Below are 19,470 nucleotides of genomic sequence, written 5' to 3' on the forward strand. Positions count from 1 at the left end.
CCGAATCGGCGCCGCCGCAGTCTTCCGCCAGCAGGTCAGCCTTGTTCAGGAATACCACGATGTAGGGTACGCCTACCTGGCGAGACAGCAGGATGTGCTCGCGGGTCTGGGGCATGGGGCCGTCGGTGGCGCCACAGACCAGGATGGCGCCGTCCATCTGCGCCGCACCGGTGATCATGTTCTTCACGTAGTCGGCGTGTCCGGGGCAGTCCACGTGGGCGTAGTGGCGCTCGGGAGAATCGTACTCAACGTGCGAGGTGGCGATGGTGATACCGCGCTCACGCTCTTCCGGTGCGTTGTCGATGCCGTCGAAGGCTACCGCTTCACCACCCCATACTTCAGCACACACCCGGGTCAGGGCCGCTGTCAGGGTAGTCTTACCGTGGTCAACGTGACCAATGGTGCCCACGTTGACGTGGGGCTTAGTACGTTCGAATGTTTCCTTTGCCATTTTCAGGCTCCTCTATGGTTAGCTCGGGGTCAGAGCCCATCTCGCTCTTGCAAACAAAAGGGCTCTGACCCCTTTTTAGAAAAACTGTTAACGGTTCCTTGAGATAATGCCCTCGGCTACCGCGTGCGGCGCCTCGGCGTACTTGCAGAACTCCATGGTGTAGGTAGCCCGGCCCTGGGTGGCGCTGCGCAGGTCGGTCGCATAGCCGAACATTTCTGCCAGTGGCACTTCCGCGGTAACTACCTTGCCGGCGGCGTTCTCATCCATGCCGTCGATCACGCCGCGACGGCGATTGAGGTCACCGACCACATCTCCCATGTTCTCTTCCGGCGTGACCACTTCCACCGACATGATGGGTTCAAGCAGTACTGCCCCGCCCTCATCAGCCAGTTTCTTGGTGGCCATGCTGGCGGCAATTTTAAACGCCATCTCGTTGGAATCAACATCGTGGAACGAGCCATCGTACAGGGTGGCCTTCAGTCCCAGCAACGGGTAACCGGCGAGCACGCCGTTCTGCATCTGTTCCTCGATACCTTTCTGCACCGCGGGGATGTACTCCCGGGGCACGATGCCGCCAACAATCTCGTTGACGAATTCCAGGCCCTCGGCAGACTCATCCTCGCCCGGCTCAAACTTGATCCAGACGTGACCGTACTGGCCGCGACCACCGGACTGGCGCACGAACTTGCCCTCGATCTCGGCAATATTGCGAATCGCCTCACGGTAGGCGACCTGGGGCTTGCCGATATTGGCCTCCACGCTGAACTCGCGCTTCATCCTGTCGACAAGAATATCCAGGTGCAGTTCCCCCATGCCGGAGATAATCGTCTGCCCGGTCTCCTCGTCGGTCTTGACCCGGAACGAGGGGTCCTCCTGGGCCAGCTTGCTCAGGGCAACACCCATTTTCTCCTGGTCCGCCTTGGAACGGGGCTCGACGGCCACGGAAATTACCGGCTCGGGGAAGTCCATGCGCTCCAGCACAATCGGGTCGCCCGGGTCGCAGAGGGTGTCACCGGTGGTGACGTCCTTGAGGCCCACCGCCGCGGCGATATCACCCGCCAGGACTTCCTTGATTTCTTCCCGGCTGTTGGCGTGCATCTGCACCATGCGGCCGACACGCTCCTTTTTCTCCTTCACCGAGTTGAACACGGCAGTGCCCGACTCCAGCTTGCCCGAGTACACCCGGAAGAAGGTCAGGGTGCCGACGAAGGGGTCGGTGGCGATTTTGAAGGCCAGCGCGGCAAACGGCGCCTCGTCGTCTGCCTCCCGGGTGGCGTGGGTCTCGTCCTTGTCCAGCAGGTGGCCTTCGATAGCCTTCACCTCGGTGGGTGATGGCATGTACTCGATCACCGCGTCCAGCATGGCCTGCACGCCCTTGTTCTTGAACGCGGATCCGCCCAGCACCGGCACGATTTCGTTGGCCAGGGTGCGTTTGCGGATGGCGGCCTTGATTTCCGCCTCCGTCAGCTCGACACCCTCGAGGTACTTCTCCATCATCTCGTCGCTGGCTTCCGCCGCACTCTCGATCATGAATTCGCGCATTTCGTTGACTTCGTCGACCATGTCCGCAGGGACTTCGGCATATTCGAAAGTCATGCCCTGGTCGGCCTCATTCCAGATAATGGCCTTGTTCTTGACCAGGTCGACCACGCCCCTGAACCCGTCCTCGGCGCCTATGGTCATCTGCAGCGGCACCGGTACCGCCCCAAGACGCTCCTCGAGCTGGCGGACCACCCTGCGGAAGTCGGCACCGGCGCGGTCCATCTTGTTGACAAAGACCATGCGCGGCACTTCGTATTTGTTGGCCTGGCGCCAGACGGTTTCGGTCTGGGGCTGGACGCCGGAGGAGCCGCAGAGCACAACCACGGCACCGTCGAGCACCCGCAGGGAGCGTTCCACTTCAATGGTGAAGTCCACGTGCCCGGGGGTGTCGATAATATTGATTCGGTGATCGGGGAACTGGGCATCCATCCCCTTCCAGAAACAGGTCGTGGCCGCCGAGGTGATGGTAATACCCCGCTCCTGCTCCTGCTCCATCCAGTCCATGGTTGCGGCGCCATCGTGTACCTCGCCCAGCTTGTGCGACAGGCCGGTGTAAAACAGTACACGTTCGGTGGTCGTGGTTTTACCCGCGTCCACGTGGGCGCAGATACCGATGTTCCGATACCTGCTGATTGGCGTTTTACGTGCCACGATGAATTCCCCGTATCAGTGTTTCCAGGCGAGGCCTAGAAACGGTAGTGAGAGAACGCCTTGTTGGCTTCTGCCATGCGGTGAACATCTTCACGCTTCTTCACGGCATTACCCTTACCCTGGGAGGCGTCGATGATCTCGCCAGCCAGTCGCTGACGCATGGACTTCTCACCGCGGTTACGGGCGTATTCCACCAGCCAGCGCATGGACAGCGCAACACGGCGGGCGGGGCGCACTTCAACCGGCACCTGGTAGGTCGCACCGCCAACGCGGCGGGACTTTACTTCCACCATGGGGGCGATGTTTTCCAGTGCCTCGTCAAAGGCTTCGATGGGATCCTTGTTCAGTTTTTCCTGAACGATGTCCAGAGCGCCATACACGATGGTCTCTGCGACTGATTTCTTACCACTGATCATCACGTGGTTCATGAACTTTGCCAATGTCACGTTACCGAATTTGGGATCCGGCAGTACTTCGCGCTTGGCGACTACTCGTCTTCTGGGCATATTAAGCCTTCCTATCTCTTCAGGTTGACCCGAACACCGACCTGCCACAAATGCGGGGGAGGCAGGGGTTCGGCCTTACTTACATCTTCAGCCAGCTGTCGCTTGCAGAACTTACTTGGGTCGCTTGGCACCGTACTTGGAGCGACCGTTACGACGGTCAGAGACTCCAGAGGTGTCCAGGCTGCCGCGTACGGTGTGGTAACGCACACCGGGCAAGTCCTTCACACGTCCGCCGCGAATCAGAACTACACTGTGCTCCTGCAGGTTGTGACCCTCACCGCCGATATACGAGGAAACCTCGTAACCGTTGGTCAGGCGTACACGACATACCTTACGCAGTGCAGAGTTCGGTTTCTTCGGCGTAGTGGTGTAGACGCGAGTACACACACCGCGGCGCTGCGGACAGCTTTGCAGGGCGGGCACGTCGCTCTTTTCTACTTTGCGCTTCCTGGGCTTACGAACCAATTGGTTGATCGTTGCCATTCAGTTAGAACTCCAAAAAATATGTTGTATTTCATGACCTTGGGGCCATGTTTCCCCAGGACGGCACACTCCCGTGCAATCGCCGGTAAACAAGACGCACGAAGGCACCCCCAAAAAGAGGAGGCGGCATTCTATAGATGCTTCTGCGGTGAGTCAACCCGACCGGGAAGGCAAATTTATGCGCAGTTAGGGGCCAAATAGCGGCGAATTACCTGCTAATAGTGCTCCCCAAAGCGCGCGTTTTCCTGTAGTCTAGCGCCCAATTTTTTTGGCCAAACATTAATCAATCGAGAGTAACAATGTCTGACTTATCCCTGTATCGAAATATCGGTATTTTCGCCCACGTTGACGCGGGCAAAACCACCACTACCGAGCGTATTCTCAAGCTCACCGGCAAAATCCACAAGGCCGGTGAAACCCACGACGGCTCGGCCACCACCGATTTCATGGAGCAGGAACAGGAGCGCGGCATCACTATCCAGTCGGCTGCGACCACCTGCTTCTGGAAAAATCACCGTCTCAATGTTATCGACACTCCCGGACACGTGGATTTCACCGTCGAGGTGTACCGCTCACTGAAAGTACTGGACGGCGGGATTGGCGTATTCTGCGGCTCCGGCGGGGTAGAGCCCCAGTCCGAAACCAACTGGCGCTACGCCAACGAGTCGGAAGTGTCCCGTCTCATTTTCGTCAACAAGCTCGACCGCATTGGCGCTGACTTCTACCGCGTGGTCAAGCAGGTGGAAGACGTACTGGGCGCCAACCCGCTGGTCATGGTGCTACCCATCGGCCGCGAGGACGAGTTCAGCGGCGTGGTCGACCTGCTGACCCGCAAGGCGCACATCTGGCCTGACAATGACAACGCCGAGAACTTCGAGATCGTCGATGTTCCCGAAGACATGGTCGACATAGTCGAGGAGTGGCGCGAAAAGCTCATCGAGACTGCGGTTGAGCAGGACGACGAGTTGATGGAGCAATACCTGGAAGGCAACGAACCTGCCCTGGACGACATCAAGCGCTGCATCCGCGAGGGTACCCGCAAGCTGGACTTCTTCCCCACCTACTGCGGCTCCGCGTTCAAGAACAAGGGCGTACAGCTGGTGCTGGACGCTGTCGTTGACTTCCTGCCCAACCCCACCGAGGTCGACCCCCAGGACCTGACCGACGAGGAAGGTAACCCCACCGGCAAGGTGGCGACAGTCTCTGCCGATGAGCCCCTGCGTGCGCTGGCGTTCAAGATCATGGACGACCGCTTCGGTGCCCTGACCTTCGTCCGCCTCTACTCCGGCAAACTCGCCAAGGGTGACACCATCCTCAACTCCTTCACCGGCAAGACCGAGCGTATCGGCCGCATGGTGGAGATGCACGCCAACGACCGCAACGAGCTCGACAAGGCCCAGGCCGGCGACATTATCGCCATTGTCGGCATGAAGAACGTGCAAACCGGTCACACCCTTTGCGACCCCAAACACCCCTGCACCCTGGAAGCCATGGTCTTCCCCGACCCGGTTATCTCTATTGCCGTCGCCCCCAAGGACAAGGGCGGCGCCGAGAAAATGGGTATCGCCATCGGCAAGATGGTGGCAGAAGATCCCTCGTTCCGCGTTGAAACCGACGAGGATTCCGGTGAAACCATTCTCAAGGGTATGGGCGAACTGCACCTGGACGTGAAGGTCGACATCCTCAAGCGCACCTACGGTGTGGAACTGGACGTGGGCAAACCCCAGGTGGCCTACCGCGAAACCATCACCCAGGAAGTCGACGACTCCTACACCCACAAGAAGCAGTCTGGTGGTTCCGGCCAGTTCGGCAAGATCGATTACCGGATCAAGCCCGGCGAGCCCGGCTCCGGCTTCAAGTTCACCTCTACCGTTGTTGGCGGTAACGTGCCCAAGGAGTTCTTCCCGGCGATCGAGAAGGGCTTCGAGAGCATGATGGCCGAAGGTACCGTGGCCGGCTTCCCGGTGCTGGACGTCGAGGTCGAGCTGTACGACGGTGGCTTCCACGCGGTTGACTCATCGGCCATCGCCTTCGAACTGGCCGCCAAAGGCGCGTTCCGCCAGTCCATGCCCAAGGCTGGCGCCCAGCTGATCGAGCCCATCATGAAGGTTGACGTGTTCACCCCCGACGATCACGTGGGTGACGTTATCGGCGACCTGAACCGCCGCCGCGGCATGATCAAGGACCAGGACGCTGGCGTCACCGGCGTGCGCATCAAGGCAGACGTACCGCTGTCGGAGATGTTCGGCTACATCGGCCAGCTGCGCACCATGACCTCTGGCCGCGGCCAGTTCTCCATGGAGTTCTCGCACTACCTGCCCTGCCCCCAGGCGGTGGCTGAGGAGGTAGTCGCGGAAGTGAAGGCCCGGAAAGACAAAGGCTAAGCACGCCCGCGTCAGGTACGAACGAGCCGGCCCCCGGGCCGGCTTTTTTGTGCCTGCTGTTTGCTTTTATTCAGCGTTCGTCAAAGGCCCGCACACTGCGCGCATCGAAAACAATGGGGGCCGCACAGTCTGTCACCGGCGCCAGCACTTCCTCTCTCTTCTGGTAACCACCGCCATTGGCGTAAAGCTCCATGGCGGCGCCGAGATCCGAGTAGCGGTAGAAAGCCACGGCGTGGTAATAGTCATAGTCAATATTGCTGGCGCCCATGGTCGGGTAAAAAAGCCAGGAAGACGCCATGGAGCCCAGGCCCCGCATGTAGTTACCGAACTTGATGTGTGCCGCGAAGGCGTCGCTCTCGCTCTTGCCCTCGCCCAGCGCACAGCGGGAGATCATCAATATGCCCTCCTCGGGCGAGGAATCCGCCGCGGTAACCGGCACCCACAGGGCCAGTTCATGCCGGCTGCCGCAGTCCATAACCTCGTCAAACTCCACCGCCAGTTCCTTGCCGGTGGTCATCCACTTTTCCATGCTGATACCAAAGGCCTCGTTGTCGGGCCAGGCACCCAGCCAGCCCACATCGTAGGGCACGGCACTCTGGAACTGGGGCACCAGCGTCCAGGCGGCATAGTTGAAGTCGTGCTTGTTGGCATAGCTGCGGAACTTGGCGGAGACCGTGTCCAGGTCCTCCATGTCCTTTCCCTCGCGAAAAGTACAGGCGCGAAAGTCCACCGGAGCGGCCTTGACCTGCCCCTCCTGGGCGCTTGCGGAATGTCCGTAGTTGAGAGCCGCGACGAAAACGATCACAACGGCGACAAAGAGCAGTTTGTTCATGGCAAAGACCTCCCTCCAGGAATCAATGTTCCCCAAGAGAAGGTCTCTGCCCCGATACGCCAATAACCCTAGTCGATTTCAGGGATTGTTCAAGTCTTGTTCGATAACACTTGATTACAGATTGGTGCGTTCACTTGCCGGACGGCTACCGGCCCATCAACGGGCATGAAAAAGGGGCGACGGGCAAATCCCGTCGCCCCTTGATCGGGGGACTGCAAGCGTCCGGCCTAGCTGTCGGCCTGCAAGGCCTCGGTGAGTGCTGCCTCGATGTCCTGGGCTGAGACCGACATCTCGGAATCGGCATCGCGGCTGCGCTTGCGCTCCTCGTGGTAGGCAAGGCCGGTACCGGCGGGAATCAGGCGGCCAACGACCACGTTCTCCTTGAGACCGCGCAGGTAGTCACGCTTGCCGGTTACCGCGGCTTCGGTCAGTACCCGGGTGGTCTCCTGGAAGGAGGCCGCGGAGATGAAGCTCTCGGTGGCCAGCGAGGCCTTGGTGATTCCCAGCAGCTCGCGCTCGCCGGTGGCGGGCACCAGGCCCTCCGCCAGCAGGCGCTCGTTCTCTTCCAGCAGGGTGGTGTACTCCACCTGCTCGCCCTTGATCAGGCTGGAATCGCCGCTGGAGGTGATGATCACCTTGCGCAGCATCTGGCGAACTATCACCTCGATGTGCTTGTCGTTGATCTTCACACCCTGCAGGCGGTACACCTCCTGGATCTCGTTGACGATGTACTTGGCCAGTTCCTCGATGCCCTTGAGGCGGAGAATGTCGTGGGGGTTGGGCGGTCCTTCGGACACCACCTCACCTTTCTCCACCGATTCACCCTCGAACACGCTCATGTTGCGCCACTTGGGAATCAGCGCCTCGTAGTGATCGGAACCATCGGCCAGCGGCTTGCCATCCGTGGGGGTGATTACCAGGCGACGCTTGCCCTTGGTTTCCTTACCGAAGGACACGGTACCGGAGATTTCCGCCAGGATGGCCGGCTCTTTCGGCTTGCGCGCTTCGAACAGGTCGGCCACGCGGGGCAGACCACCGGTAATGTCGCGGGTCTTGGAACCCTCCTGCGGAATCCGGGCGATAACGTCGCCGGCGCCGATCTTGGCGCCGTTTTCCATGCTCACCATGGCGTGCGGCGGCAGGAAGTAGTGCGCCGGCACGTTGGTACCGGCCAGGCACAGCTCCTCACCCTTGTCGTCCACCAGGCTTACCGCGGGACGGATGTCCTTGCCGGCAGCGGGGCGCTCAGCGGCATCCATGACCGAGATGGAGGACAGGCCGGTGAGTTCGTCGGTCTGGCGCTTGATGGTAATACCCTCTTCCATACCGCTGAACTTCACGGTACCGGCCACCTCGGTAATGATCGGGTGGGTGTGGGGATCCCAGTTGGCGACAATGGCGCCGGCGGTGATCTTCTCGTTGTCCTTGACCTTGAGGACGGCACCGTAGGGCAGCTTGTAGCGCTCGCGCTCGCGGCCGCGGGTATCCAGTACCGACAGCTCACCGGAACGGCTGACCGCCACCAGGTTACCGTCGGTGTTCTCGACGGTTTTCAGGTTGTGAATACGCACAGTACCGTCGTTCAGCACCTGGATGTTGTCCTGGGCGGTGGCCCGGGATGCCGCACCACCGATGTGGAAGGTACGCATGGTCAGCTGGGTGCCGGGCTCGCCGATAGACTGGGCGGCGACAACACCGATGGATTCACCCATGTTGACGCGGTGGCCACGGGCCAGGTCGCGGCCGTAACAGGCGCTACAGATGCCGTGCCGGGTCTCACAGGTAATCGGCGAACGAACCTCGATCTCGTCGATGCTCATCTCTTCCAGGCGCTTGATCCACAATTCGTCGAGCATGGTGCCGGCGGTAATGGCGATCTCGTCCGCGGATCCGGGCTTCATCACATCGCGGGCAACGATACGGCCCAGCACCCGGTCGCCCAGGGATTCGATGATGTCGCCACCGTCAATCACCGGGGTCATCAGTACGCCGGCGTCGGTGCCGCAGTCTTCCTCGGTCACCACCAGGTCCTGGGCCACGTCGACCAGACGACGGGTCAGGTATCCGGAGTTGGCGGTCTTCAGGGCGGTATCCGCCAGACCCTTACGGGCACCGTGGGTAGAGATGAAGTACTGCAGTACGTTCAGGCCCTCGCGGAAGTTGGCCACAATGGGGGTCTCGATGATGGAGCCGTCCGGCTTGGCCATCAGCCCGCGCATGCCCGCCAGCTGGCGAATCTGCGCCGGCGAACCCCGGGCACCGGAGTCGGCGTAGATATAAACCGAGTTGAAGGAGGCCTGCTCCTCTTCCTCGCCATCGCGGTTGATCACGGTTTCCTTGGACAGGCCTTCCATCATTGACTTGGAGACCAGGTCGTTGGCCCGCGACCAGATGTCGATCACCTTGTTGTACTTCTCGCCCTGGGTAACCAGGCCGGCGGCGTACTGCTCCTCGATCTCCAGCACCTCGGCTTCCGCGCTCTCGATCAGGCCCGCCTTCTCGGCGGGAATCTCGAAGTCGTTAACGCCGATGGAGGAGCCGGAGCGGGTGGAGTACTCGTAACCGGTGTACATCAGGCGGTCGGCGAAGATCACGGTGGCCTTGAGGCCAACGGCGCGATAGCACTGGTTGATGATCTGGGAAATGGCCTTCTTGGCCATATCCCGGTTGACCATATCGAAGGCGATCCCCTCGGGCACGATTTCCCACAGCAGGGCACGGCCAACGGTGGTGTCCGCGACAAAGGTGCGCTCCAGCGGCTCGCCCTCGTCCTGGACCACGACCTCGGTGACGCGCACCTTCACCCGCGCCTGCAGGTGAACGTGCCCGGCCATATAGGCGCGGTGCACTTCCGAGACGTTGGCAAACAGGGTGCCCTCGCCCTTGGCGTTAATGCGCTCACGGGTCATGTAGTACAGACCCAGCACCACGTCCTGGGACGGTACGATGATGGGCTCACCGTTGGCGGGCGAGAGGATGTTGTTGGTCGACATCATCAGCGCCCGCGCTTCCAGCTGGGCTTCCAGGGTCAGCGGTACGTGGACCGCCATCTGGTCGCCGTCGAAGTCGGCGTTGTAGGCAGCACAGACCAGCGGGTGCAGCTGGATCGCCTTGCCCTCGATCAGCACCGGCTCAAAGGCCTGGATACCGAGACGGTGCAGGGTCGGCGCACGGTTCAGCAGCACCGGATGCTCGCGGATTACCTCGGCGAGGATGTCCCAGACTTCTGGCGGCTCGCGCTCGACCATCTTCTTGGCGGCCTTGATGGTGGTCGCCAGGCCGCGGGCTTCCAGCTTGCCGAAAATAAACGGCTTGAACAGCTCCAGGGCCATCTTCTTGGGCAGGCCACACTGGTGCAGGCGCAGGGTGGGGCCCACCACGATCACCGAACGACCGGAGTAGTCCACGCGCTTGCCCAGCAGGTTCTGGCGGAAGCGTCCCTGCTTGCCCTTGATCATGTCGGCCAGGGACTTCAGCGGGCGCTTGTTGGAACCGGTAATGGCGCGGCCGCGGCGGCCGTTATCCAGCAGCGCGTCCACGGACTCCTGCAGCATGCGCTTCTCGTTGCGCACGATGATGTCCGGCGCGTTCAGGTCCAACAATCTCTTAAGCCGGTTGTTGCGGTTGATTACCCGGCGATACAGGTCATTGAGGTCAGAGGTCGCGAAACGACCGCCGTCCAGCGGTACCAGCGGGCGCAGGTCCGGCGGCAGCACGGGCAGTGCGTTGAGCACCATCCACTCGGGCTTGTTGCCGGAATTGGCGAAGGCTTCCATCAGCTTGAGGCGCTTGGACAGCTTCTTGATCTTGGTCTCGGAGTTGGTGGCGGGAATCTCTTCACGCAGCTGGGCCACTTCCTGCTCCAGGTCCAGCTGCATCATCAGGTCCTGCACCGCCTCGGCGCCCATCTTGGCAGTGAACTCGTCGCCGAACTCTTCCATCGCCTCGTAGTACTGCTCGTCAGACAGCAACTGGCCCTGCTCCAGGGTCGTCATGCCCGGGTCGGTAACCACGTAGCTCTCGAAGTACAGCACCCGCTCGATGTCGCGCAGGGTCATGTCCAGCAGCAGGCCGATGCGGCTGGGCAGCGACTTCAGGAACCAGATGTGAGCCACGGGGCTGGCCAGTTCGATGTGGCCCATGCGCTCCCGGCGCACCTTGGCCAGGGCGACTTCAACGCCACACTTCTCACAGATCACACCGCGGTGCTTGAGGCGCTTGTACTTGCCGCACAGGCACTCGTAGTCCTTCACCGGGCCAAAAATCTTGGCGCAGAACAGGCCATCCCGCTCCGGCTTGAAGGTACGGTAGTTGATGGTCTCGGGCTTTTTCACTTCGCCGAAGGACCAGGAACGGATCATCTCCGGAGACGCCAGGCCAATGCGAATGGCGTCAAATTCCTCGGATTGGCCCTGGGATTTCAGCAGGTTAAGTAAGTCTTTCAAGGTATTTCCTCCGCAAATTCGCTGGTTGGTTACTCGCTCTCAAGCTCGATATCGATACCGAGGGAGCGGATTTCCTTAACCAGCACATTGAAGGATTCGGGCATGCCCGGCTCCATGCGATGATCACCATCAACAATGTTCTTGTACATCTTGGTCCGGCCGGCCACGTCGTCGGATTTCACCGTCAGCATTTCCTGCAGGGTGTAAGCCGCGCCGTAAGCCTCCAGCGCCCACACTTCCATCTCACCGAAGCGCTGGCCACCGAACTGCGCCTTGCCACCCAGCGGCTGCTGGGTAACCAGGCTGTAGGAACCGGTGGAGCGGGCGTGCATCTTGTCGTCCACCAGGTGGTTCAGCTTCAGCATGTACATGTAACCCACGGTGACCGGGCGATCAAAGGACTCACCGGTGCGGCCGTCGTACAGGGTGAACTGACCGGACTCCGGCAGGTCCGCCAGCTTCAGCAGGTCCTTGATGGAGTCTTCCGCGGCGCCGTCGAAGACCGGGGTCGCCATGGGTACACCGCCGCTGAGGTTGCCGGCCAGCTCCATGACTTCCTCGTCGGACAGGGACGCGATGTCCTCCTCGCGACCGGCGCCATTGTTGTAGATTTTCTCGAGGAACTTGCGCACCTCGGCGACCTTTTTCTGCTCCTCGATCATGACGTTGATCTTGTCGCCAAGGCCCTTGGCCGCCATGCCCAGGTGCGTTTCCAGGATCTGGCCCACGTTCATCCGCGAGGGCACGCCCAGCGGGTTGAGAACGATGTCCACCGGCTCGCCGTTTTCGTCGTAGGGCATGTCCTCGATCGGCATGATGACCGAGATAACACCCTTGTTACCGTGACGGCCGGCCATCTTGTCGCCGGGCTGGATACGGCGCTTGATCGCCAGGTATACCTTGACGATTTTCAGCACGCCGGGCGCCAGGTCGTCGCCGGACTGGAGCTTGCCCTTCTTGATTTCGAAGCGCTCTTCCAGCAGCCTGGTCTGCTCGTCCAGCTGGCGCTGGGCCGAGGCCAGGGCCTCGTTGAGCTCGGCCTCGGACAGCTTCAGCTTGAACCACTGTTCGCGGTCCAGCTCGCCAAGCACCTTGTCGGTGAGCTTGGTGCCCTTGGTCAGGCCGCCGCCGGAGACGGTGGCCTTGTTCCTGATCAGGTTAGCCAGGCGGGCAAAGGTGGCCTCTTCAAAGATACGGTACTCTTCCTTGAGGTCCTTGCGGTACTCGTCCAGCTGGTGCTTCTCGATCTGCTGGGCGCGCTGGTCCTTTTCCAGACCGTCGCGGGTGAATACCTGCACGTCGATGACCGTGCCCTTAGTGCTGGACGGCACGCGCAGGGAGGTATCTTTCACGTCAGAGGCTTTTTCACCAAAGATGGCGCGCAGCAGCTTCTCTTCCGGGGTCAGCTGGGTTTCACCCTTGGGGGTTACCTTGCCGACCAGGATGTCGCCGGCGTCGACCTCGGCACCGATGTAGACAATACCGGACTCGTCCAGCTTGCCCAGGGCGCTTTCACCGACATTGGGGATATCCGCGGAGATTTCCTCCGGCCCCAGCTTGGTGTCACGGGCGATACAGGTCAGTTCCTGGATGTGGATGGTGGTGAAGCGATCTTCCTTCACCACGCGCTCCGATACCAGGATGGAGTCCTCGAAGTTGTAACCGTTCCAGGGCATGAACGCGATGCGCATGTTCTGGCCCAGGGCCAGCTCACCCATGTCGATAGACGGTCCATCGGCGAGAATATCGCCGCGGTCAACCGTGTCGCCCTGCTTGACGATGGGGCGCTGGTTGATGCAGGTGTTCTGGTTGGAGCGGGTGTACTTGGTCAGGTTGTAGATATCAACCGGCGCCTCGTCCACACCCACGTCCTTGTCGTTGACGCGCACCACAATACGGCTGGCGTCGACCGAGTCGATCACCCCGGCGCGCCTGGCCACCACGCAAACACCGGAGTCGGCGGCGACGTAGCGCTCCATGCCGGTACCCACCAGCGGCTTGTCGCTGGACAGGGTCGGCACCGCCTGGCGCTGCATGTTGGAGCCCATCAGTGCGCGGTTGGCGTCGTCGTGCTCGAGGAAGGGGATCAGGGCCGCGGCCACCGAAACCACCTGCTTGGGCGACACGTCCATGTAGTTGACGTCTTCCGGCGCCTTGACGGTGAATTCGTTCAGATAGCGGACGTTGATCAGTTCATCGACAAAGCGCTTGTCGTCGTCCAGCGTTGCCGAGGCCTGGGCGATAACGTTTTCTGCCTCATTAATTGCCGACAGGAACTCGATCTCGTCGGTTACCTGGCCGTCCACCACCTTGCGGTACGGACTCTCGAGGAAGCCGTACTCGTTGGTGCGGGCATAGGTCGCCAGCGAGTTGATCAGGCCGATGTTCGGGCCTTCCGGGGTTTCAATCGGGCATACCCGGCCGTAGTGGGTCGGGTGCACGTCGCGCACCTCGAAGCCGGCGCGTTCGCGGGTCAGGCCGCCCGGGCCGAGCGCGGACACACGGCGCTTGTGGGTCACCTCTGACAGCGGGTTGTTCTGGTCCATGAACTGCGACAGCTGGCTGGAACCAAAGAACTCTTTAACCGCGGCAGATACGGGCTTGGCGTTGATCAGGTCCTGGGGCATCAGGCCCTCGGACTCGGCCATGGACAGGCGTTCCTTGACCGCGCGCTCTACCCGCACCAGGCCGACGCGGAACTGGTTTTCCGCCATCTCGCCCACGGAACGGACGCGGCGGTTACCGAGGTGGTCGATGTCATCGACGATGCCCTTGCCGTTACGGATATTGACCAGGGTCCTGAGCACATCGACGATGTCCTGCTTGTCCAGCACGCCTTCGCCGGTCACTTCCTCGCGACCCAGGCGGCGGTTGAACTTCATCCGGCCAACGGCTGACAGGTCGTAGCGATCGGCAGAGAAGAACAGGTTCTGGAACAGGTTCTCGGCGGACTCCTTGGTCGGCGGCTCGCCGGGGCGCATCATGCGATAGATTTCCACCAGCGCCTCGAGTTCGTTGCGGGTGGTGTCCTGGCGCAGGGTATCGGAGATGAACGGACCGCAGTCCAGCTCGTTGGTGTAGAGAGTTTCGATCTCCTTGACGCCAGCTTCTTCCAGCCGGGCCAGCACTTCCTCGGACAGCTCGGTGTTGCACTCGACGATAATCTCGCCGGTCTTCTCGTCCACCACGTTCCTGGCCAGGGCGCGGCCGTGGAGGTAGTCGGAAGGAATTTCCAGCTCGCTGATATTGGCCTCTTCCAGCTGGCGAATGTGGCGGGCGGTAATACGCCGGCCCTCTTCCACCACCACCTTCTTGCCGGCCTTGATGTCGAACGAGGCCACGTCTCCGCGCAGGCGCTCGGGAATCAGGGTCATGGTGAAGTTGCCGTCACCGGCATTTTTGAAGGTGTTGGTCTCGAAGAACATGTCGAGGATTTCTTCGGACTCGTAACCCAGGGCGCGCAACAATACGGTCGCCGGCAGTTTGCGGCGACGATCGATACGGACGAATACCTGATCCTTGGGGTCAAACTCGAAGTCCAGCCAGGAACCACGGTAGGGAATCACCCGGGCGCTGTACAGCAGCTTGCCGGAAGAGTGGGTCTTGCCCTTGTCGTGGTCGAAGAAAACACCGGGGGAGCGGTGCAGCTGGGACACGATGACACGCTCGGTACCATTGATGACGAAGGTACCGTTGTCGGTCATCAGGGGGATTTCCCCCATGTAGACTTCCTGTTCCTTGATGTCCTTGATAGTCTTGTTGGAGGAGTCCTTGTCGTAAATGATCAGGCGCACCTTCACCCGCAGCGGGCAGGAGTAGGTCACCCCGCGCAGCTGGCACTCGTTAACGTCGAACACCGGCGTACCGAGGGCGTAGTCGACGTACTCCAGGGCAGCGTTACCGGAGTAGCTGACAATGGGAAATACGGATTTAAAGGCTGCGTGCAGGCCATAGGCGCCGCGCTGATCGAGGGGAACCCCCTGCTGGGTGAATTTCCGGTATGAATCCAATTGGATCGCAAGCAGGTAAGGAACATCCATTACCTTCGGCAACATGCCAAAATCCTTGCGAATGCGTTTTTTCTCAGTGTACGAGTATGCCATCAGTACTCCCCAGCGTATGTAATTCCAGCCCCCAACCCGGGGCTCATCAGACCGTAATCTACGGCCTCAAAAACTTGCTTGTATGAAGCGGGAAAAGGCCGGTGGGCACTTGGCACCACCAGCCTTGTCCGTGCCCGGCCAGGGCCGGGCGATCGCTGAACTTACTTGAGTTCAGCTGCGCCGCCGGCTTCTTCCAGCTGCTTCTTGATGTCTTCGGCTTCTTCCTTGGAAGCACCTTCCTTGATGGGGGAAGGCGCGCCGTCGACCAGGCCCTTGGCTTCTTTCAGGCCCAGGCCGGTGATTGCACGAACGACCTTGATGACGTTAACTTTCTTCTCACCGGCAGAGGTCAGTACAACATCGAACTCGGTCTGCTCTTCAGCAGCGGCAGCGGCGTCGCCGCCAGCAGCTGCAGGCGCAGCTGCAACAGCAGCGGCAGCAGTTACACCGAATTTCTCTTCCATTGCTTCGATGAGCTCAACAACTTCCATCACGCTCATTTCTGCGATTGCATTCAAAATGTCTTCTTTAGACATGACATATATCTCCGTTAGCTGTAAAAACGTTGAAACAGTGGCTTACGCCGCCGCTTCCTTCTGATCGCGTACTGCTGCGAGTGTGCGAACCAGTTTTCCAGGTACTTCGTTCATTGTCTGAACCAGCTTGGTTGCCGGCGCTTTCATGACACTCATCAACATCGAGAGTGCCTGGTCACGCGTAGGCAGCTTAGCCAGAACATCCAACTGTTCTGCACCCAGCATCTGGCCGCTTACCGCCAATGCTTTGACTTCAAAGGCTGCGTTATCTTTCGCAAAGTCCTTGAAGAGTCGAGCCGCTGCGCCCGGATCTTCCATGGAAAATCCGAACAGGGAGGGACCGGCCAGAGTGTCGTTAACACACTCGTACTCGGTTCCTTCCAGGGCGCGCTTGGCCAGGGTGTTCCGCACAACGCGGAGGGTCACCTGGTTTTCGCGCGCATTCTTACGCAGAGCTGTCATTCCGTCCACTGATACGCCACGTGCGTCGGCGATCACCAGGGACAGAGCACTGGTGGCAGTCTCGTTAACTTCAGCTACGATCGCTTTTTTGTCTTCGAGTCCAATTGCCACTGGAATTACTCCTGGATTGCTAAGTTGAGCAGTCACACGTCTATGTGACTGCCGCTTCTGCGTGGTGAACACGTTCACCATCTGCGTAGGTTTCGGCCGGGGCCTCAATTAAACCGCTGTCGAAAAACCGCATCGACTTTGGCACCTACGGTCTTTGATGGCCTTCAGTTTTCAGCTAATCGGGCTTGCACCCATGCCTTGTCCAAAGACCTCAAAGTGGACCGGGTCGGGCCGGTGGGCCCTTACCGGTCTACCGCTTTCCATCCGTGGAAAACAATGAGGGCCCGCCCCTTGTGGGAGCGGGCCAACAATTACAGTTCCAACGACCCCTGGTCGATGGTGACGCCCGGCCCCATAGTGGTGCTGAGGCTGATTTTCTTCATGTACACACCCTTGGCGGCGGCTGGCTTGGCCTTTTTCAGGTCACCCAGCACTGCTTCCAGGTTGCCGCGAATGGCGTCCAGTTCGAAATCGATCTTGCCGATGCCGCCATGGATAATGCCGTTCTTGTCGGTGCGGTAGCGCATCTGGCCCGCCTTGGCGTTGTTGACCGCAGTCTCAACGTCGGGCGTCACGGTGCCAGTCTTGGGGTTGGGCATCAGGCCGCGGGGCCCCAGCAACTGACCCAGCTGGCCGACGACGCGCATGGCGTCGGGGGAAGCGATGACCACGTCAAAGTCCATCATGCCGCCCTTGATCTGCTCTGCCAGGTCCTCCATGCCCACCAGGTCGGCGCCGGCAGCCTTGGCTTTCTCTGCAGCTTCGCCCTGGGTGAACACGGCGACCCGAACCTCGGAACCGGTGCCGTGGGGCAGGGTGGTGGCGCCACGTACAGCCTGGTCGGATTTACGGGCGTCAATGCCCAGGTTGACTGCAACTTCAACCGTCTCGTTGAACCTGGCAGTGGCGAGTTCCTTCAACAGGCCTACCGCCTCTTCCAGCGGGTACGCCTTCATCGGGTCAACTTTTTCCTTGAACGCCTTCGCGCGCTTGCTCAGCTTGGCCATCTTAGTTCACCCCCTCAGTTTCGATCCCGGCAGAACGGGCGGAACCGGCGATTGTGCGCACGGCTGCGTCCATGTCGGCAGCAGTCAGGTCGGGCCACTTCTGGGTGGCCACTTCCTCCAGCTGGGCGCGGGTCACCTTGCCAACCTTGTTGGTGTTGGGGGTGCCGGAGCCCTTCTTGATCTTGGCAACCTTGCGCAGCAGTACCGCCGCGGGAGGTGTCTTCCTGATGAAGGTGAAGGAACGGTCGCTGTAAACGGTGATCACCACCGGAATCGGCAGACCGGGCTCGGTGCCCTGGGTCTCGGCGTTGAACGCCTTACAGAATTCCATGATATTCACACCATGCTGACCGAGTGCCGGACCCACGGGGGGACTCGGGTTTGCCTGGCCGGCAGGCACCTGCAGCTTGATATAAGCCTCGACTTTCTTAGCCATTACTTTTCTCCCGGGTTCAAACGCTGGTTCGGCTTGCGCTTACTACAGCTCCCCATTGCGGCGACCTTCGCCGCCAGTTCACTTCGTCATTCCCGCGGCAGCGGGAATCCAGCGCCTGTATAAAGGTCTCTGGGTCCCCGCCTGCGCGGGGACGACACCTGCAGGTCAGGCCTTCTCGACCTGACCGAATTCCAGTTCCACCGGGGTGGAACGACCGAAAATCAGCACCGCCACATTGAGGCGGTTCTTTTCGTAGTTGACCTCTTCCACAACGCCGTTGAAGTCGTTGAAGGGGCCGTCGATAACACGGACCATTTCGCCGGGCTCGAACATTGTTTTCGGGCGGGGCGCTTCCACGCCCTGCTCTACCCGCTGCAGGATGGCGTTCGCCTCCGCCTCGGTAATTGGCGCGGGGGCATCGGCCTTGCCGCCGATAAAGCCCATCACCCGCGGGGTTTCCTTGACCAGGTGCCAGGAATCGTCGTCCAGCTCCATTTGCACCAGGACATAACCGGGGAAGAACTTGCGCTCGCTACGACGCTTCTGGCCGCCGCGCATTTCCACCACTTCCTCGGTGGGCACCAGCACCTCGCCGAAGCGATCCTGCATGCCGTGCAGCTCAATGCGCTCTTTCAGGGCAGCCGCTACTTTCTTCTCATACCCTGAATAGGCGTGAACCACGTACCAACGCATTGCCATCGGCTGACCCTTACTTCAATTTATCCAATTGCCAGCGACACCAGCCACCCAAGGAGCGAATCTAGCCCCCAGAGCATCAGGGCCACCAGCAACACGAACACCACCACAATCATGGTGGTTTGCACGGTTTCCTGGCGCGTCGGCCAGACCACCTTGCGAATCTCGGTGCGGGAGCCTTTCACCAGCGCCCAGAACGCCGCACCCTTGGCGGTCTGCAGGGCTACCAGGCCGGCCACAACCGCCAACGCCAGAATACCCAGCACGCGGTAAAGCAGTGACTGGTCTGCGTAGTAGCTGTTACCAACGACCGCCACACCCACCAGTACGAATACGACCAGCCACTTGAGGCCGTCAAACCGGCTCGCGGTTGTTTCCACACTCATTCAAACTATCCTTTCTGTAACCGCCCGCAACAGCTACTGCGCAATGCGCCTGCCCTGCGGGTTGCTACCTGTCTTGTCGAGATGACGCTCACCGGCGCCACCCCCTGCCATAAAATGGCAGGCCAGGAGGGAATCGAACCCCCAACCTGCGGTTTTGGAGACCGCTGCTCTGCCAATTGAGCTACTGGCCTAATACTCTTGTTCAGACGACGAAGCCGAACTGTGGTTCACAGCTCGGCTTGCCGGTGTTCAGTCATTCTGGCACAGGCCGGAATCCATTTTCATGGATCCCGGCTTACGCCGGGATGACACTGTACCTTACTCGATGATCTTGGCGACAACACCCGCGCCAACGGTGCGGCCACCTTCACGAATCGCGAAGCGCAGGCCTTCTTCCATGGCGATGGGAGCGATCAGCGTGGCAACCATCTGCACGTTG

The 19,470-nt window shown here is 60.5% G+C and carries 15 protein-coding genes and 1 tRNA gene; 1 reads left to right on the forward strand and 15 read right to left on the reverse strand.

Features of this window, described 5'->3' with window-relative positions:
• The 4 genes from DWB85_RS18360 to rpsL form a co-directional block, all read right to left on the reverse strand.
• Positions 1 to 451 (reverse strand): GTP-binding protein (locus DWB85_RS18360; RefSeq protein WP_117953823.1); only part of this gene is annotated, 451 nt, incomplete at its 3' end.
• 87 nt (positions 452 to 538) lie between these two features.
• The gene (gene fusA, locus DWB85_RS18365; RefSeq protein WP_117957443.1) at positions 539 to 2,644 is read right to left on the reverse strand and encodes an elongation factor G; all 2,106 of its coding nucleotides are present in this window, start codon (positions 2,642 to 2,644) and stop codon (positions 539 to 541) included.
• Between the two features lie 35 nt (positions 2,645 to 2,679).
• Positions 2,680 to 3,150 (reverse strand): 30S ribosomal protein S7, encoded by a 471-nt coding sequence (rpsG, locus tag DWB85_RS18370; RefSeq protein WP_117957445.1) that lies wholly within the window; start codon positions 3,148 to 3,150, stop codon positions 2,680 to 2,682.
• 111 nt (positions 3,151 to 3,261) lie between these two features.
• On the reverse strand, positions 3,262 to 3,633 hold the full coding sequence (rpsL, locus tag DWB85_RS18375) for a 30S ribosomal protein S12 (protein ID WP_117319674.1): 372 nt from the start codon (positions 3,631 to 3,633) through the stop codon (positions 3,262 to 3,264).
• A gap of 299 nt (positions 3,634 to 3,932) precedes the next feature.
• Between rpsL and fusA (DWB85_RS18380) the strand changes: the two genes are divergently transcribed.
• A complete protein-coding gene (gene fusA, locus DWB85_RS18380; RefSeq protein WP_117957447.1) occupies positions 3,933 to 6,017 on the forward strand; it encodes an elongation factor G in 2,085 nt (694 codons plus the stop codon).
• A 70-nt stretch (positions 6,018 to 6,087) separates the two neighbouring features.
• On the opposite strand, the gene DWB85_RS18385 is transcribed toward fusA (DWB85_RS18380), so the two are convergent.
• The 11 genes from DWB85_RS18385 to DWB85_RS19875 all read right to left on the reverse strand — a co-directional run.
• Entirely contained in the window at positions 6,088 to 6,849 is a 762-nt protein-coding gene (locus DWB85_RS18385; protein ID WP_117957449.1) for a hypothetical protein, read from the reverse strand.
• Positions 6,850 to 7,076: 227 nt separating this feature from the next.
• Entirely contained in the window at positions 7,077 to 11,294 is a 4,218-nt protein-coding gene (gene rpoC / locus DWB85_RS18390; RefSeq protein WP_117957451.1) for a DNA-directed RNA polymerase subunit beta', read from the reverse strand.
• Between the two features lie 29 nt (positions 11,295 to 11,323).
• Positions 11,324 to 15,397 (reverse strand): DNA-directed RNA polymerase subunit beta, encoded by a 4,074-nt coding sequence (gene rpoB, locus DWB85_RS18395; protein WP_117957453.1) that lies wholly within the window; start codon positions 15,395 to 15,397, stop codon positions 11,324 to 11,326.
• Positions 15,398 to 15,558: 161 nt separating this feature from the next.
• Positions 15,559 to 15,933, reverse strand: a complete 375-nt coding sequence (gene rplL, locus DWB85_RS18400) for a 50S ribosomal protein L7/L12 (RefSeq protein ID WP_117957455.1) — start codon at positions 15,931 to 15,933, stop codon at positions 15,559 to 15,561.
• 42 nt (positions 15,934 to 15,975) lie between these two features.
• Positions 15,976 to 16,506: a 50S ribosomal protein L10 gene (gene rplJ, locus DWB85_RS18405; RefSeq protein WP_117957457.1), complete on the reverse strand. Its 531-nt coding sequence runs from the start codon at positions 16,504 to 16,506 to the stop codon at positions 15,976 to 15,978.
• Between the two features lie 311 nt (positions 16,507 to 16,817).
• The gene (gene rplA, locus DWB85_RS18410) at positions 16,818 to 17,513 is read right to left on the reverse strand and encodes a 50S ribosomal protein L1 (RefSeq protein ID WP_117957459.1); all 696 of its coding nucleotides are present in this window, start codon (positions 17,511 to 17,513) and stop codon (positions 16,818 to 16,820) included.
• Position 17,514: 1 nt separating this feature from the next.
• On the reverse strand, positions 17,515 to 17,949 hold the full coding sequence (gene rplK, locus DWB85_RS18415) for a 50S ribosomal protein L11 (RefSeq protein WP_117957461.1): 435 nt from the start codon (positions 17,947 to 17,949) through the stop codon (positions 17,515 to 17,517).
• Between the two features lie 165 nt (positions 17,950 to 18,114).
• Positions 18,115 to 18,648 (reverse strand): transcription termination/antitermination protein NusG, encoded by a 534-nt coding sequence (nusG, locus tag DWB85_RS18420; RefSeq protein WP_117957463.1) that lies wholly within the window; start codon positions 18,646 to 18,648, stop codon positions 18,115 to 18,117.
• A gap of 20 nt (positions 18,649 to 18,668) precedes the next feature.
• Complete coding sequence (gene secE, locus DWB85_RS18425; protein WP_117957465.1) at positions 18,669 to 19,031, reverse strand: preprotein translocase subunit SecE; 363 nt, start codon at positions 19,029 to 19,031, stop codon at positions 18,669 to 18,671.
• 115 nt (positions 19,032 to 19,146) lie between these two features.
• Positions 19,147 to 19,222 (reverse strand) — tRNA-Trp (locus DWB85_RS18430).
• A gap of 127 nt (positions 19,223 to 19,349) precedes the next feature.
• On the reverse strand, positions 19,350 to 19,470 hold a 121-nt coding region (locus DWB85_RS19875), incomplete at its 5' end, for an EF-Tu C-terminal domain-related protein (protein WP_205422805.1).

The sequence above is a fragment of the Seongchinamella sediminis genome (genome assembly GCF_003457605.1).
In the GTDB taxonomy this organism is placed as follows: Bacteria; Pseudomonadota; Gammaproteobacteria; order Pseudomonadales; family Halieaceae; genus Halioglobus; species Halioglobus sediminis.

Coding starts and splice junctions, on each gene's coding strand:
- rpsG (WP_117957445.1), bottom strand. CDS start 3,150: ATGCCCAGAAGACGAGTAGTCGCCAAGCGCGAAGTACTGCCGGATCCC.
- rpsL (WP_117319674.1), bottom strand. CDS start 3,633: ATGGCAACGATCAACCAATTGGTTCGTAAGCCCAGGAAGCGCAAAGTA.
- fusA (WP_117957447.1), top strand. CDS start 3,933: ATGTCTGACTTATCCCTGTATCGAAATATCGGTATTTTCGCCCACGTT.
- DWB85_RS18385 (WP_117957449.1), bottom strand. CDS start 6,849: ATGAACAAACTGCTCTTTGTCGCCGTTGTGATCGTTTTCGTCGCGGCT.
- rpoB (WP_117957453.1), bottom strand. CDS start 15,397: ATGGCATACTCGTACACTGAGAAAAAACGCATTCGCAAGGATTTTGGC.
- rplL (WP_117957455.1), bottom strand. CDS start 15,933: ATGTCTAAAGAAGACATTTTGAATGCAATCGCAGAAATGAGCGTGATG.
- rplA (WP_117957459.1), bottom strand. CDS start 17,513: ATGGCCAAGCTGAGCAAGCGCGCGAAGGCGTTCAAGGAAAAAGTTGAC.
- rplK (WP_117957461.1), bottom strand. CDS start 17,949: ATGGCTAAGAAAGTCGAGGCTTATATCAAGCTGCAGGTGCCTGCCGGC.
- nusG (WP_117957463.1), bottom strand. CDS start 18,648: ATGGCAATGCGTTGGTACGTGGTTCACGCCTATTCAGGGTATGAGAAG.
- secE (WP_117957465.1), bottom strand. CDS start 19,031: ATGAGTGTGGAAACAACCGCGAGCCGGTTTGACGGCCTCAAGTGGCTG.